The 14692-nt window shown below is 58.6% G+C and carries 12 protein-coding genes; 5 read left to right on the plus strand and 7 right to left on the minus strand.

What is annotated here, in order from left to right:
- The first annotated feature begins 150 nt into the window (after positions 1-150).
- The 4 genes from pnp (at position 151) to ACYAR8_RS07860 (ending at position 5326) form a co-directional block, all read left to right on the plus strand.
- Entirely contained in the window at positions 151-2256 is a 2106-nt protein-coding gene (gene pnp / locus ACYAR8_RS07845) for a polyribonucleotide nucleotidyltransferase (RefSeq protein ID WP_065987598.1), read from the plus strand.
- Positions 2257-2550: 294 nt separating this feature from the next.
- Entirely contained in the window at positions 2551-2901 is a 351-nt protein-coding gene (locus ACYAR8_RS07850; protein WP_074888508.1) for a BON domain-containing protein, read from the plus strand.
- A 460-nt stretch (positions 2902-3361) separates the two neighbouring features.
- Positions 3362-4363 carry a response regulator gene (locus ACYAR8_RS07855; RefSeq protein WP_074888511.1) on the plus strand — a complete coding sequence of 334 codons (1002 nt, stop codon included), beginning with the start codon at positions 3362-3364 and terminating at the stop codon, positions 4361-4363.
- 3 nt (positions 4364-4366) lie between these two features.
- On the plus strand, positions 4367-5326 hold the full coding sequence (locus ACYAR8_RS07860; protein ID WP_108118902.1) for a GGDEF domain-containing protein: 960 nt from the start codon (positions 4367-4369) through the stop codon (positions 5324-5326).
- Positions 5327-5485: 159 nt separating this feature from the next.
- Here ACYAR8_RS07860 and ACYAR8_RS07865 read toward each other — a convergent pair whose 3' ends face one another.
- The 7 genes from ACYAR8_RS07865 to ACYAR8_RS07895 all read right to left on the minus strand — a co-directional run bounded on the left by ACYAR8_RS07865 (position 5486) and on the right by ACYAR8_RS07895 (position 13213).
- Positions 5486-6247 (minus strand): hypothetical protein, encoded by a 762-nt coding sequence (locus ACYAR8_RS07865; RefSeq protein WP_463579551.1) that lies wholly within the window; start codon positions 6245-6247, stop codon positions 5486-5488.
- A 363-nt stretch (positions 6248-6610) separates the two neighbouring features.
- Positions 6611-7891, minus strand: a complete 1281-nt coding sequence (locus ACYAR8_RS07870) for a TRAP transporter large permease (protein WP_074888520.1) — start codon at positions 7889-7891, stop codon at positions 6611-6613.
- Positions 7891-8418 (minus strand): TRAP transporter small permease, encoded by a 528-nt coding sequence (locus tag ACYAR8_RS07875; RefSeq protein WP_463579552.1) that lies wholly within the window; start codon positions 8416-8418, stop codon positions 7891-7893. The genes ACYAR8_RS07870 and ACYAR8_RS07875 overlap by 1 nt, the downstream gene beginning before the upstream one ends.
- Before the next feature lie 63 nt (positions 8419-8481).
- On the minus strand, positions 8482-9465 hold the full coding sequence (locus ACYAR8_RS07880; RefSeq protein ID WP_463579553.1) for a TRAP transporter substrate-binding protein: 984 nt from the start codon (positions 9463-9465) through the stop codon (positions 8482-8484).
- A gap of 82 nt (positions 9466-9547) precedes the next feature.
- Entirely contained in the window at positions 9548-10435 is an 888-nt protein-coding gene (locus tag ACYAR8_RS07885) for an SMP-30/gluconolactonase/LRE family protein (protein WP_463579554.1), read from the minus strand.
- A gap of 63 nt (positions 10436-10498) precedes the next feature.
- Entirely contained in the window at positions 10499-11323 is an 825-nt protein-coding gene (locus tag ACYAR8_RS07890) for an NAD-dependent epimerase/dehydratase family protein (RefSeq protein ID WP_074888529.1), read from the minus strand.
- A gap of 633 nt (positions 11324-11956) precedes the next feature.
- Entirely contained in the window at positions 11957-13213 is a 1257-nt protein-coding gene (locus ACYAR8_RS07895; protein ID WP_463579555.1) for an OprD family porin, read from the minus strand.
- Between the two features lie 509 nt (positions 13214-13722).
- Between ACYAR8_RS07895 and ACYAR8_RS07900 the strand changes: the two genes are divergently transcribed.
- A complete protein-coding gene (locus ACYAR8_RS07900; protein ID WP_463579556.1) occupies positions 13723-14670 on the plus strand; it encodes a substrate-binding domain-containing protein in 948 nt (315 codons plus the stop codon).
- Positions 14671-14692: the final 22 nt, after the last annotated feature.

Below are 14692 nucleotides of genomic sequence, written 5' to 3' on the forward strand. Positions count from 1 at the left end.
CTGGTCGTCATGTTCCGCTGGTTTTACCAGTGGGCTGGCGGCCTCCCAGCCTCTAGTTGTATCTGGACTGCCGAAGGGTCCGATTCCCCTCGCTGCCCAAGAATTCGCAAGAAACCAGTTCCCCAAGAGCCACAAAGAAGGTAGGAAACCGTGAACCCGGTAATCAAGAAATTTCAATTCGGTCAATCGACCGTAACCCTCGAGACTGGCCGTATCGCCCGTCAAGCTTCTGGTGCTGTATTGGTCACCGTTGACGACGACGTCACCGTTCTCGTGACTGTGGTCGGCGCCAAGCATGCAGACGCAAGCAAAGGCTTTTTCCCTCTTTCCGTTCACTACCAGGAAAAGACCTACGCCGCTGGCAAGATCCCTGGTGGTTTCTTCAAACGTGAAGGCCGTCCTTCCGAAAAAGAAACACTGACCTCGCGTTTGATCGACCGTCCGATCCGCCCACTGTTTCCAGAAGGCTTCATGAACGAAGTGCAGGTTGTCTGCACCGTCGTCTCCACCAGCAAGAAAACCGATCCGGACGTCGCGGCGATGATCGGTACTTCGGCTGCCCTGGCCATCTCCGGCATTCCGTTCGACGGCCCGATCGGTGCCGCGCGCGTTGCTTTCCACGAGAGCACCGGCTACCTGCTGAACCCGACTTACGAGCAACTGAAAGCATCGAGCCTGGACATGGTCGTTGCCGGTACCGAAGAAGCGGTACTGATGGTTGAATCGGAAGCCAAAGAACTGACCGAAGACCAGATGCTGGGCGCCGTGCTGTTCGCCCACGACGAATTCCAGTCGGTCATCAAGGCCGTTAAAGAGCTGGCCGCCGAAGCTGCCAAGCCAACCTGGAACTGGGCGCCGAAAGCTGAAGCCACTGAGCTGCTGGGCGCCATCCGCTCCGAGTTCGGCGCAGCGATCTCCGAGGCCTACACCATCACCGTCAAGGCCGATCGTTATGCTCGCCTGGGTGAGCTGAAGGATCAGATCGTTGCCAAGCTGGCTGTTGAAGACGGCAGCCCGTCCGCCAGCGAAGTCAAAGCCGCATTTGGCGAAATCGAATACCGCACCGTTCGCGAAAACATTGTTAACGGCAAGCCGCGTATCGACGGTCGCGACACCAAGACTGTTCGTCCACTGAACATCGAAGTCGGCGTTCTGCCGAAGACTCACGGTTCGGCGCTGTTCACCCGTGGCGAAACTCAGGCACTGGTCGTGGCGACCCTGGGTACCGCCCGTGACGCTCAGTTGCTCGATACCCTTGAGGGCGAGAAGAAAGACCCGTTCATGCTGCACTACAACTTCCCTCCGTTCTCGGTGGGCGAGTGTGGTCGCATGGGTGGCGCAGGTCGTCGTGAAATCGGTCACGGCCGTCTGGCCCGCCGTTCTGTTCAGGCCATGCTGCCTGCTGCCGACGTGTTCCCTTACACCATCCGTGTTGTGTCGGAAATCACCGAGTCCAACGGTTCCAGCTCCATGGCTTCGGTCTGTGGTGCTTCGCTGGCCCTGATGGACGCTGGTGTTCCAATGAAGGCACCGGTTGCCGGTATCGCCATGGGTCTGGTTAAAGAAGGCGAGAAGTTCGCCATCCTGACCGACATCCTGGGTGACGAAGACCACCTGGGCGACATGGACTTCAAAGTGGCCGGTACCGCTAAAGGTGTGACCGCGCTGCAGATGGACATCAAGATCAAGGGCATCACCGAAGAGATCATGGAGATCGCTTTGGGTCAGGCGCTGGAAGCACGTCTGAACATCCTGGGTCAGATGAACACCATCATTGGTCAGTCGCGCACCGAGCTGTCGGAAAACGCACCGACCATGATCGCGATGAAGATCGACACCGACAAGATTCGCGACGTGATCGGCAAAGGCGGCGCGACCATCCGTGCCATCTGCGAAGAGACCAAGGCGTCGATCGACATCGAAGACGACGGGTCGATCAAGATCTTTGGCGAAACCAAGGAAGCAGCTGAAGCTGCACGTCAGCGCGTTCTGGGTATCACCGCTGAAGCCGAGATCGGCAAGATCTACGTCGGGAAGGTTGAGCGCATCGTCGACTTCGGCGCGTTCGTTAACATCCTGCCGGGCAAAGACGGTCTGGTGCACATCTCCATGTTGAGCGACGCTCGCGTAGAGAAAGTCACCGACATCTTGAAAGAAGGTCAGGAAGTCGAAGTACTGGTGCTGGACGTGGACAACCGCGGTCGCATCAAGCTGTCGATCAAAGACGTCGCAGCTGCCAAGGCGTCGGGGGTTTAACCCGCGCTCCCGCTGCTGTTAAAGAAGAGCCCTTAGGGGCTCTTTTTTTTGAGCGCAATTAAGGGCTTAGCGACGAAATCATTGGCTGGGCGTCCCGTCAGAACATGCATCTTGCAAGCGGAACTTTCCCAAAGCGGGCAATCTGCACGACAGCAGTGGATCCTGAAAAATATAACCCATTGATTTATATAGTTTTTATTTCAATGAGGGGGTTGGCACAGCGCTTGCGACATATAGGTAACCCTGCAGCCAACCAGATTGGCGCAGATTCTGAGAAAAACAGGAGTTACCCGTATGAAGAAGTTCGCTATCGCTGCTGCTACCGCCACTGCTCTGACTCTGACTATGGCCAACGTAGCCATGGCTCAGACCTCTGCACAAGCTCCAATGACTGTAGCTGCAAACGAAGTTGCCAAAACCAAAGAAGCTACTTCGGACACCTGGATCACCACCAAGGTCAAATCTGATCTGCTGACCGAGAAAGGCATCCCAGGCTCGGACATCAAGGTTGAAACCAACAAAGGCGTGGTTTCCCTGTCGTCGACTGTTGCTGTTACCGAAGCACAGAAAACTACCGCTGTAGCTATCACCAAGAAAATCAAAGGCGTGAAAGCTGTTTCGGCTGATGGCCTGAAAGCTGAGTAATTACATTCGATCGAACCTGCGCAATAGCCTGCTGACAGTGTGAAAGTCGTCAGCCGACTGATTCAAGGTTCATGCGAAAGGCCACAAGGATGTGGTCAACAAAAGCCCCGGCGCTCGCGTCGGGGCTTTTTTTATGCCCGGATTTCCTCGCGTCTTCCTGACTCTCTCACCCATGAAGGAGGTATTTGACATATTCTCGGCACGCTCGCTGCGTTACTCTGCAGCGCGCGTTGCTATCCAAATGAGGTGGTAGCGCCTATCCACCCGGGATGAACGGAATCAGCTGAGCACAGTAATTGCATATCACGCAGCCCATTGTTAAATGGGTGGTGAATCTACCCACCCCTTAACGCTTTGATGACTTGTCATCAGCTACAGTCTGGCGTGAGTCTTTGCTCACCTAGTTGTGACAACGCTGTACACCGGGCCAAGCCTGAAACTCTTTTGCTGTGAGAAGTAGATGCCCACGATTCCCTTACTGATTTGCGACGACTCCAACATGGCGCGCAAACAACTGATGAAGGCCCTGCCGCCCGAGTGGGATGTGTCAGTGACCACGGCGACCAACGGCCGTGAGGGGATCGAGGCGATTCGTCAGGGTCTGGGCCGCGTGGTATTGCTCGATTTGACAATGCCGGACATGGACGGCTACCAGACGTTGGCCGCCATCCGCGCGGAAAGCCTGCAGACCAGCGTCATCGTCGTCTCCGGTGACGTACAGGAAGAGGCGGTGCGCCGTACCCTCGAACTGGGCGCGCTCGCCTTTCTGAAAAAGCCGGCCGACCCAGATCAACTGCAGCAGACCCTCAAGCGGCTAGGCCTGTTGGGGGAGAGCGCCAATCAGTCGCTGGCCCCGGCGTCGATCTTCGACCAGTCGGCCATCAGTTTCAATGACGCGTTCCGCGAAACCGTGAACGTCGCAATGGGCCGCGCGGCCGCTTTGCTGGCGAGGGTATTGGGCGTATTCGTGCGGCTGCCGGTGCCCAACGTCAATATGCTGGAGGTGGGCGAGTTGCACATGGCGCTGGCCGATGCCCAGGCCAACGACCGGCTCACGGCGGTGTGTCAGGGTTATATCGGTGGCGGGATCGCAGGCGAAGCGCTGTTGTTGTTTCATGATTCGGAAATCGCCGACATGGCGCAGCTGATGAAGATCGATGACGCCGACTACTCCGACATGGAGATGTTGCTGGATCTGTCTTCGATCCTGATCGGTGCCTGTCTGAGCGGCATTGCCGAGCAGCTAGATATCGCATTTTCCCAGAGCCACCCTCAAGTGCTGGGTTTGCACAGTGGCATTGAAGAGCTGATCAGTCTCAACGAGCGGCGCTGGAAGAAGACGCTGGCTGTGGAGATCAGTTACAGCCTGGAGGGCTATAACATCCATTTCGATCTGTTGATGTTGTTCACCGAAGACTCGGCCGAGCTGCTTTCGCGGAAACTCGCCCACATGATGAGCTGATTCATGAACGATCGTATCGATTTCAAGGAATTGCACTGGCTGCTCACCGTGACGCAGAGCATCGACGTCGGCGTGGTGGTGCTGGATCAGGAATACCGGGTGCAGGTCTGGAACACCTTCATGGAGAACCGTTCCGGAATACTGTCTTACGAAGCGTCGACCCGTTCGTTCTTTTCGTTGTTTCCGGAGATCAACGAACGCTGGCTGAGAAACAAGCTCGACAGCGTGATTACCCTTGGTACGCCAGCGTTCACGATCTGGGAGCAGCGCCCTTTTCTGGTTCATTTCAAGAGTTATCAGCCCATCACCGGGCAAGAAGACTTCATGTACCAGAACACCACGATGTATCCGCTGCGCTCGACGACCGGCGCGGTGACCCATGTCTGCCTGGTGATCTACGACGTCACCGATGTGGCGACGAACCGTCTGCAATTGCAGGCGGCCAACCGCGAGCTGCAGAAGCTGTCGAGCACCGACCGCCTCACCAGCCTGTACAACCGCGGCCACTGGGAAGAAGCGCTGCGTCTGGAGCATGCGCGGCATGTGCGTTACGGCACCAGTGCAGCGTTGGTGATGTTCGACATCGATCACTTCAAACGCGTTAACGACACTTACGGGCATCAATGCGGCGACCGGGTGATCCAACGGGTGGCGGACGTGGTCCGTGAGCACATCCGCGACGCTGACATTGCCGGCCGTTACGGCGGCGAAGAGTTTGCAGTGTTGCTGCCCGACACCGACAGGCAAGGTGGCGCCATGTTCGCCGAGCGTCTGCGCGTCGCCGTCGAGGCGCTGGAGGTCATGCATGAAGGCGAAGCTATTCATTGCACGATCAGCCTGGGCGTCGCTGACATGACCTCGCCGATGGACGACCACAAGATGCTCATCGAGCGCGCAGATCAAGCCCTGTACGAATCCAAAAAGAACGGGCGCAATCGCGTGTCGGTGGATGCCTCGGATTGAAGGGGCCAGCGTAGGACTGCCTTGACGGCGGTCCTCGCCCTTTGGGACAACTCCGCGAAATCGCTGAGCATGCGATTTCTGTCGGAGCCGGCTCCTGCAAGGTGGTGCCCAGTCACCACCGTCCGCCAGGCATCACGGTTGCCGGGCCACCTGATCACCTCAGATCTGCGGCACATCCTCCTGCAAACCCTTATCTTTCCAGGTCCCGAGTGATCGACGCAGTCGGCTGGCCAGCGAGCTGCTGCCGTGCACGTTGTGGTAGTGGAACACCGCCGTGGCGCGCAGTGCGTCTTCGGCCACGGGCATATTGGTGTGCAGTGAGCGATACCCCCAGAACAGGTACAGGTGGCCGGGTTGCATGGCGATCCGCGTAAAGGCGTTCTCATCCTTCGCGACTTTGCTCCTGAGACGGCGCTGCACCCAGCCGTTGTCCACTAGCACCTTGTCGAGCAAGTTGGTGAAGTAGGAGCGGCGGATCGGCCGACGGTTGGGCAGCATCAACAGGTCGCCGCGTTCTCCGCTGGTGGGCATGCAGACCGGCATGATGGTAGTCAGCACGAACGAGTCGTAGTGGAAGATCAGGGATTCGCGGCGCCCGCCGCTGCCGGTCAGACAGCGCAATGTCTGGGTCATGTCATTGTCCCTTGAGCGCTCACCGGTGACGCCCTCGACGATGCGTCGGCATAAATCGATGAAGTCCGGCGACGTGCCCCATTCATGAAGCGGCGTGCCTTGCACGGCCTTTGGGCCTGAGAGGGCCACGTAATCGTTGCCGCAATCGGCAACAGTACGGGCCACCAGTGCTTGCAGTGATTCGAGTTGGGAGGGGCTGGCCCAGTTTGGCAGGACGGCGTATCCGTTACTGTCGATGGCCTTGATCAAGTCCTGGACCTGAACTTCCGAAAAAGTCGTGTAGGGCATGTGGCGGTAACCTCATAGCGTGGACCGAGGAACGAAGAAGCCCATCGGACCTACTGCTTGAGATGTGCCGTTTCAGCCGGGCGAGGCCAGAGCCTAGCACCTAGCACAACGTTATCCACGTGCAAGGAAAGAATATTTCCAAATGTTTATTTTCATGGGAGAAATTGCTGTTTTCTGTCCGTTTCTGAAACAGATCGACGCAGATCGCCCGATTTAGGCGCGCGATGAAGCGTAACGAGTTTGTGTCACTGAATATGTCGAATTCCTTTTGGTCTTTGAGACAGGCGACGATGTCTACGTGGACCACTAAGCAAAACGCCCTCGGAAAGAGGGCGTTTTCTCAGCGCTTTCGACTCACGTGATTTACAGCACCACGCTTGGCAGCCACAGCGAGATCGCAGGGATGTACGTCACCGCCATCAGTACCAGGAACAGCGCCACATAGAACGGCAGCAGCGCTTTCACCGTGGCCTCGATCGTCACCTTGCCGACTGCAGCGCCGACGAAGAGCACAGCCCCCACAGGCGGCGTTATCAGACCGATGCCGAGATTGACCAGCATGATCATCCCGAAGTGCACCGGATCGACGCCGATACCGACGATCACCGGCAAAAGGATCGGGGTGAGGATGAGGATCAGCGGCGCCATGTCCATCACCGTGCCCAGCAGCAGCAACATGACGTTGATGCACATCAGGATCACGTAGCGGTTGTCCGACAGCGTCAGGAACGCTGTGGTGATCTTCATCGGGATTTCCATCAGCGTCAGGATGTAACCGAAGCTGGCGGCGAAACCGATCAGGATCATCACGATGGACACCGTGCGCACGGCCCGATGCATCAGCTTGGGGAGGTCACGCCACTTGTAATCGCGGTAGATGAACATGGTCACGAAGAACGCCCACAGCACAGCGATCGCAGCGGACTCGGTGGCGGTAAACACGCCCGACAGGATACCGCCGAGGATGATCACCATCGCCATCATGCCCCACAGTGCTTCACCGGCAATTTTCAGCGCCTTGCGCAGCGGGATCACTTCGCCCTTCGGGTAATTACGCTTACGGGCGAAGATCATGCACAGCACCATCAACACGGCGCTGAGCAGCAGACCCGGCATGATTCCGGCCATGAACAGCGAGGCGATCGACACCGTTCCGCCGGCGGCCAGCGAATACAGCACCGAGTTGTGGCTGGGGGGCGTCAGCAACGCTTGCACCGAGCCACTCACCGTCACCGCGGTGGAGAAGTCCCGGGGATAGCCGTTGCGTTCCATCTCCGGAATCAGCACCGAACCCACCGACGCGGTGTCGGCCACCGACGAGCCGGAGATGGCGCCGAAGAACGTCGAGGCGACGATGTTCACCAGCGACAGCCCGCCGCGCACGAAGCCGACCAGAACACCGGCGAACGCCACCAGACGCCGTGACATCCCGCCTTCGGCCATGATCGCGCCGGCCAGCACGAAGAACGGGATCGCCAGCAGCGAGAACTTGTTCACGCCACCCGCGACCTGAATCATCAGTGCGTCGAAAGGGATCTCGATCCACCACGCACCGATCAGCGCAGACAGGCCCAGAGCGAATGCCACCGGCATGCCGACCAGGATCAGTGCGATGAAGCTGCCCAACAGAATAAATGCGTCCATCATGCTGCCTCTTCGCTGGATTCGACCAAGTCGTAACTCACCACCCGACGGTGACGCTGGTCCCCCAGGAACAGTTTCTCCAGGACGAAGATCAACGTCAGTGCGCCACCGATGGGAATCGGCAGGTAGGAAATCCCAACCCGCAATGACGGCATCTCGCCCAGAAACTGGTTCCAGGTACTCAGGCACAGCTTCATGCCCTTGACCGCCATGAATACGCACACCACGGCCATGAGGATTTGCACCAGCACAGCGGCGGCATTACGCGCGGCTTCCGGCAGGCGGTCAGTGGCCATATTCACGGCCATGTGAGCGCCGGCCCGGTAACTGGCGGCGGCGCCAAAGAAGGTGAACACCACCATCAGCAGAATGGCGGTGGGTTCCGGCCAGCTAGAGCCGGTACCCAAGACGTAGCGGGTGAAGATGCCCCACGGGATGATCAGCGCCATGGTCAGCATCGACAGGCCCGCGATCCCGATGCAGAGGCGATACAGTGCGTCATTGAAACGCAGAATCGTGTTTTTCATAGGCTCACCACAACGACGGTGAACGGCCAGGGCCGCCACCGCAGTGCTATCGGGCTGAAGGACTTATTGAACCGCTTCGATGCGCTTGATCAGGTCGGTGAAGGGCGCGCCGTATTTGTCTCGCACGCTCGCTGTCGCGTCGTAGAAGGCTTTCTTCTGGTCAGGCGTCAGCGTGATGAACTCGACGCCTGCCGCCTTCAGCTTGGTTTCGCTCTCGGCAGACTTTTTGTCCCACAAGACACGCTCTTCAGCCTGGGCTTCGACCGCCAGCTTCTTCACCAGCGCCTGTTGCTCCGGGTTCAGTTTTTCCCAGGCGGCTTTTGACATCACCACCGGCTCCGGCAGGATCAAATGCTCGGTGAGGGTGTAGAACTTCGCGTTCTGATAGTGGTTGTGCTCGAGCAGGGTAGGCATGTTGTTCTCGGCGCCGTCGATCACGCCGGTCTGCAGGGCGCTGAAAATCTCGCCCGTCGCCATGGCAATGCCGTTGCCGCCCATCGCGTTGATAGTGTCGATGAACACCGGATTGCCCTGCACGCGGATCTTCATGCCCTTGAGGTCGGCTACGTCGCGTACCGGCTTCTTGGTGTAGAGGTTGCGCGTGCCGCCGTCCATCCAGGCCAACGCGACCAGCTTGGCTTCGGATTGAGTGATTTTGTCGAGGATCTCCTGGCCGATCGGCCCATCGATCACGTGGCGCATGTGGGCGTGATCTCGGAACACGAAGGGCAGGTTGAAGACGTTCACGTCCGGCACAACGGGCCCGACGATGCCGAGGCTGATGCGGGTCATCTGGACGGCGTTGGCCTGGACCTGCTCGACGACTTCCTTCTCGGAGCCGAGCACACCGCCGGCGAACATCTTGAAGCTGATCTCGCCTTTGCTTTGCTCTTCCAGTTTCTTGCCCATGTTCTGTTCAGCGACAACAGGTGGGTAACCTGCGGGGTGTACTTCAGCGAACTTGATTTTGATTTCGGCCAGCGCTGTGTTTGAAAGGCACAGCGCCAAAGGGAGTGCGGCGAGGATCAACTTGCGTTTGAAGTCCATGGATGTTCTCCGGTGTTGTTATTGTTTTTTCAGATCGAACGGGAAAGCGGTAAGGCGGCGCAGCGTTGGCCGAGTCTCTGGCTCAGCCTTTAAACAGGGGTTCTTCGAGGCCCTTCACTCCGGGGTTTAACGCAAACACGCCGCCAGCCAGCGGCTGGTCGCTGATGTCGCCGCCGGGGTGTATCGAGGTGACGTAAAGGGTGTCCAGATTCGAGCCGCCGAAGGCGCACATCGCGGGCTTTTTGACTGGCACGGTGAGCGAGCGATCCAGCTTGCCCTCGGGAGTGAAGCGATGGATCACGCCTTCATCGTTGCCACAGATCCAGTAGCAGCCATCGGCGTCGACCGCTGCGCCATCAGGGCGGCCGGCGTGCTGATTCATGTCCACGAACAGCCGGCGGTTGTGCGGCGTGCCGGTGTCGATGTCGTAATCGAACGCCCAGATCTTCTGCACGGAGGGGTGGGAGTCGGAAAGGTACATGACACGGCCGTCCGGGCTGAAGCCCAGTCCATTAGGCACGATCATGTCGGTAATCTGCGCGGTCAGCGGTTCGGTCTGGTCGGCGCTGTAGCGATACACCGAACCTACGGCCGACGCCTTCGCCATGTCCATGAACATGGTGCCGGCCCAGAAACGGCCCTGGCGATCGCAGCGACCGTCGTTGAAACGCATATTGTCGCTGGCGTGTTTGACGCTGCTCAGCAGTTGCGTAGTGACAGTGCCATCGTTCTGGGGATGAAGGTGGAACAGGCCGCTTTCCATGCCGGCCAGCCAGCTGCCGTCGCTGTAGCGTGCGATGCAAGCGAGCATTTCCGGTGCTTCCCAGCGTGTGGTGAGACCGTCTTGGGAGCTCCAGCGATGGAGGTGACGGGCCGGAATGTCGACCCAGTAAAGCGCCTGTTCCTGGGCGTTCCATACCGGCGACTCACCGGTGGCGTTGCGTGCATCGAGAATCAGCTCTGCGTCCATGACGATCATTCCCTGATTTTGATGGTGAGAGGCCGACATCGCAGTCGGCTTCGTCGTTGAGTCTTACTCGTCGCCGAACGGCCCGTTCGCTACGAACGCCCCGCCCTGATAAACCATGGCGGGGTCATCGGACGCCGGCATCGGCTGCGCTTCCACCTTGGCGCGGAACTGCTCGGAGCTGTCTTTCGGCTGATAGCCCAGATGATTGGCCAGGCGGTTATCCCACCAGACCTTGCTGTTGTCCGATGCGCCGTAAACGATGGTGTGGCCGACGTTCGGAGAGAACAGGCCGCGCTCGATCAGTTGGGTCAGGTCGTCGTAGCTCAGCCAGCTGGCGAGCATGCGGCGGTTCTGGGCTTCAGGGAATGAGGAGCCGATGCGGATGCTGACGGTCTCGATGCCGTAGCGATCGAAATAGAAACTGGCCATGTCTTCGCCGTAGGATTTCGACAAGCCGTAATAGCTGTCCGGGCGACGCATGGCGCTGGCGTCGATGACTTCATCCTGGCGGTAGAAGCCGATGACGTGGTTGGAACTGGCGAAGATCACCCGCTTCACACCATGCCGGCGCGCTGCTTCGTAGATGTGGAAGATGCCGCAAATGTTCGGGCCGAGGATTTCCTCAAAGGATCGCTCCACCGAGACGCCGCCGAAGTGGACGATGGCATCGACGCCGTCGACCAACTGATGAACCGCGTTTTTGTCGGCCAGGTCGCAGATCTGGATTTCTTCGTGGGGGCCGGCTGCCGGTGCCATGTCGGCGATATCGGAAAGGCGCAGGATCCTGGCAAACGGACGCAGGCTTTCGCGCAGGACTTTACCGAGGCCGCCAGCGGCGCCCGTCAGCAAAATACGGTTGAGCGGGGCCTGGGCGTTGAATTCAGTCATCGTGGGAAGCCCTGATTCTGATGTTGTTTTTATGGTGTCATCGGTTGTCGTATGACGTTTGCGGGATTATCAACAGCGCTCTCAAATTTTGTCAACGCGACGAAGGTGTAAGCCCGTTTGACGCCGGTCTGAAAATGTCGTCCGAACAGTGCAGATGCCGGGAGAATGCCGTGCCTTCACTTAGCAGTGTCAGGCTCGACGCTTTCCCGGCTAAAGCCGGTCCCACCAGGGGTATGCAGTCCTATAGTGGGACCGGCTTCAGCCGGGAAGAGGCCAGTTTGAGCAGCATCACTTTTGCAGTGTGACACCCGACGCCTTCCCGGCTAAAGCCGGTCCCACTGACTGCACGCGGTGTTCCAGTGCAGCCACAGCCAGCCCCATTGACTAGACGCGGTGTTCTACTGGGACCGGCTTCAGCCGGGAAGAGTCCAGTTTGAGCAGCATCACTTCTGCAATGTGACACCCGACGCCTTCCCGGCTAAAGCCGGTCCCACTGACTGCACGCGGTGTTCTAGTGGGACCGGCTTCAGCCGGGAAAAGGCCAGTTTGAGCAGCATCACTTTTGCGGTGTGACGCCTGACGCTTTCCCGGCTAAAGCCGGTCCCACTCACTGCATGCGACGGCGTTTGCCCCTTACATCAGCGAGATCGGGTAGCTCACAAACACTCGGTTTTCATCGAACTCGTTAGTGCTGTAATCACGGCGCATCGAGGAGTTGCGCCACCGGACGTTGAGGCTCTTGAACGTGCCGCTCTGCACCGTATACGCCAGCTCGGATTCACGTCCCCACTCCTTGCCGTCGGTCACGGTGCCGGTGTGCACGTTATCGCCGCTGATGTAGCGGTTCATCATCGTCAGGCCGGGGACGCCGAATATCGCGAAGTCCAGGTCGTGACGCAGTTGCCAGGAGCGCTCCTTGGCATTGTCGTAGCTGGAGTTGTAACTGTCGTTGGCCAGCGTGCCGCCGCTGGTGCCGTTGACGCGCATCCACTGGTCGTCGCCATAGACCTTTTGCAGGCCCAGGTAGACGGTGTTGCCCTTGTAGTTGGCGGACAGCATGGCGTAGGCGGTCTTGTTATCCAGCTCGCCGGCCAGCTTGTTGCCGTCCTCTTTGCCGAGGAAGTAGCCCAGGTTGGCACCCAGGGTCCAGTCGCCGATCGGCTGCTTGTGGATGAGATTCAAGAACTCCTGCTGGTAGACGTCTTCCAGCTGTGCGTACCAGAGCCCGACCTGGGTGCGCTTCTCGTTGAAGGTGTATTCGCCGCCGCCAAAGTTGAAGCGGTCCGACTTGAACGCAGCGGATTTGCCGTTCATGAACATGTCTTCCATGCTCGCGTCATTGCGTGGGCTGTTGCCGCGGAACTGGCCGCCGTACAGCGTCAGGCCGGCGATTTCCTTGGAGGTGATCTGCCCGCCGCGGAAGGTTTGCGGCAGAGAACGACCGTCATCGGAGCGCAGGATCGGCAGCACCGGCATCCATTCGCCGATCTTCAATTCCGTGTTGGAAACTCGCGCTTTCGCCGCCACACCCAGGCGGCCGAAGTTGTCGGCGGGGCGCCCGTCATCATGGATCGGCAACAGCTGAGTGCCGCCCGTCCCCTTGCCACCATCGAGCTTTTGCGAATAAAGACCCAGCACATCAAGGCCGAAGCCGACCGTGCCCGGTGTGAATCCCGATTTCACATCAAGGATGAAGTTTTGCGTCCACTCTTCCGCGTAGTTCTGAGGGTTCGCCGCATTGGTGAAGTTGCGGTTGAAATAGGCATTGCGCAGGTTGAGCGTGGCCTTGGTGTCATCGATAAAACCTTCAGCGAGGCTCATCAACGGCAGGCTGAATGCGACGCTGCCAGCGCCAAGCAACAGCCACGAACGGTTGGTCTGGATCTTCATTTCTTATTGTTCTCCCTTTCTGCTGACAAAACGGTCCCGCACCGAAGGTCGCCGCCAGGACGCCGAAGGCATGGACAGCGGTGCTCAAGTCACCGGTTTTGAATGAGGCTTACTGCCTGATCGAAACGGTCGTGTCGATCAATCGCTGACGGCTGCCTAGGCAAACACAGGCGCACACGCGGGCACAGCCAGAGCGGAGAAAGCAGAATGAAAAAGGGAGGGGTAGCGGGTTTGCTGAGGCGACAGGCGCCGATCGACAGTCATCGTCATGGAAGCATTCCTTTTTATTTTTGTTATCGGTTATGCGTTGTCGTACAACGCGAGCTGGAGTATCGGCAGAGATCTTTAGTCTGTCAACGCGCCCGGCCAGGAAACTCGCCAACGGTCGTGATGCCGGGCTTACCAACGGTCGCCAGCGGATATTGCGGCCCCCTTGTTTCTCTGCTAATTTCGAAAATGTTAACGATGACATTTCCGCTTTAACAATAAAAACAACGGGATTTTTCGCTATGACAACTCGCCTCAAGAAAGGCTTTTCCGCCGTTCTCTGTTCTATCGCCGTTGCTGTCGCCTGCGGCAGCGCCCTCAATGTTCAAGCCGCCGACGCCGCAAAGACCGGTCCGCTGAAAATCGGTGCCTCGTTTCAAGAGATCAATAACCCCTATTTCGTGACCATGAAGGACGCCCTTCAGGATGCGACTGCCAGCATCGGCGCAACGCTGCTGGTCACTGACGCGCGCCATGACGTGTCCAAGCAGATCAGCGACATCGAAGACATGCTGCAGAAAGGCATCGATATCCTGATCATCAACCCCACCGATTCGGTCGGCGTTCAGTCCGCCGTCAAGCAGGCCCATGACAAAGGCGTTGTAGTGGTTGCCGTTGACGCTCAGGCCAATGGCCCACTGGACTCGTTCGTTGGCTCGAAGAACTTCGACGCGGGTGTTCAGGCCTGCGATTACCTGGCCAAGAACATCGGCGAGAAGGGTGACGTCGGGATTCTCGACGGCATCGCGGTGGTGCCGATTCTTGAGCGCGTGCGCGGCTGTAAAGAGGCGCTGGGCAAGTACAAAGACATCAAGATCGTCAGCATTCAGAACGGCAAGCAGGAGCGTGATCAGGCGCTGACCGTGACTGAAAACATGCTGCAGGCGCAGCCCAATCTCAAAGGCCTGTTCAGCGTCAACGACAACGGTTCCCTCGGTGCCCTGGCCGCTATTCAATCCAGCGGCATGGACGTCAAGCTGACCAGCGTCGACGGCGCGCCCGAAGCCATCAAGGAAATCCAGAAGCCCAACAGCAAGTTCATCGCCACTTCCGCCCAATACCCTCGCGATCAGGTACGTCTCGCCCTCGGGCTGGCGCTCGCCAAGAAGTGGGGCTCACAAGTCCCGGCGACCATTCCGGTCGACATCCTGCTGGTGGATCAGGCGAAGGCGAAAACCTTCACCTGGTAACGGCCGTGGCGCTGCTCGCCTG

It is taken from the genome of Pseudomonas sp. HP_01, assembly GCF_055284355.1.

What these genes read in the sequence shown, in the direction of transcription:
- ACYAR8_RS07850 (WP_074888508.1), top strand. Translation starts at nt 2,551, where the DNA reads ATGAAGAAGTTCGCTATCGCTGCTGCTACCGCCACTGCTCTGACTCTG.
- ACYAR8_RS07855 (WP_074888511.1), top strand. Translation starts at nt 3,362, where the DNA reads ATGCCCACGATTCCCTTACTGATTTGCGACGACTCCAACATGGCGCGC.
- ACYAR8_RS07860 (WP_108118902.1), top strand. Translation starts at nt 4,367, where the DNA reads ATGAACGATCGTATCGATTTCAAGGAATTGCACTGGCTGCTCACCGTG.
- ACYAR8_RS07865 (WP_463579551.1), bottom strand. Translation starts at nt 6,247, where the DNA reads ATGCCCTACACGACTTTTTCGGAAGTTCAGGTCCAGGACTTGATCAAG.
- ACYAR8_RS07870 (WP_074888520.1), bottom strand. Translation starts at nt 7,891, where the DNA reads ATGGACGCATTTATTCTGTTGGGCAGCTTCATCGCACTGATCCTGGTC.
- ACYAR8_RS07875 (WP_463579552.1), bottom strand. Translation starts at nt 8,418, where the DNA reads ATGAAAAACACGATTCTGCGTTTCAATGACGCACTGTATCGCCTCTGC.
- ACYAR8_RS07880 (WP_463579553.1), bottom strand. Translation starts at nt 9,465, where the DNA reads ATGGACTTCAAACGCAAGTTGATCCTCGCCGCACTCCCTTTGGCGCTG.
- ACYAR8_RS07885 (WP_463579554.1), bottom strand. Translation starts at nt 10,435, where the DNA reads ATGGACGCAGAGCTGATTCTCGATGCACGCAACGCCACCGGTGAGTCG.
- ACYAR8_RS07890 (WP_074888529.1), bottom strand. Translation starts at nt 11,323, where the DNA reads ATGACTGAATTCAACGCCCAGGCCCCGCTCAACCGTATTTTGCTGACG.
- ACYAR8_RS07895 (WP_463579555.1), bottom strand. Translation starts at nt 13,213, where the DNA reads ATGAAGATCCAGACCAACCGTTCGTGGCTGTTGCTTGGCGCTGGCAGC.
- ACYAR8_RS07900 (WP_463579556.1), top strand. Translation starts at nt 13,723, where the DNA reads ATGACAACTCGCCTCAAGAAAGGCTTTTCCGCCGTTCTCTGTTCTATC.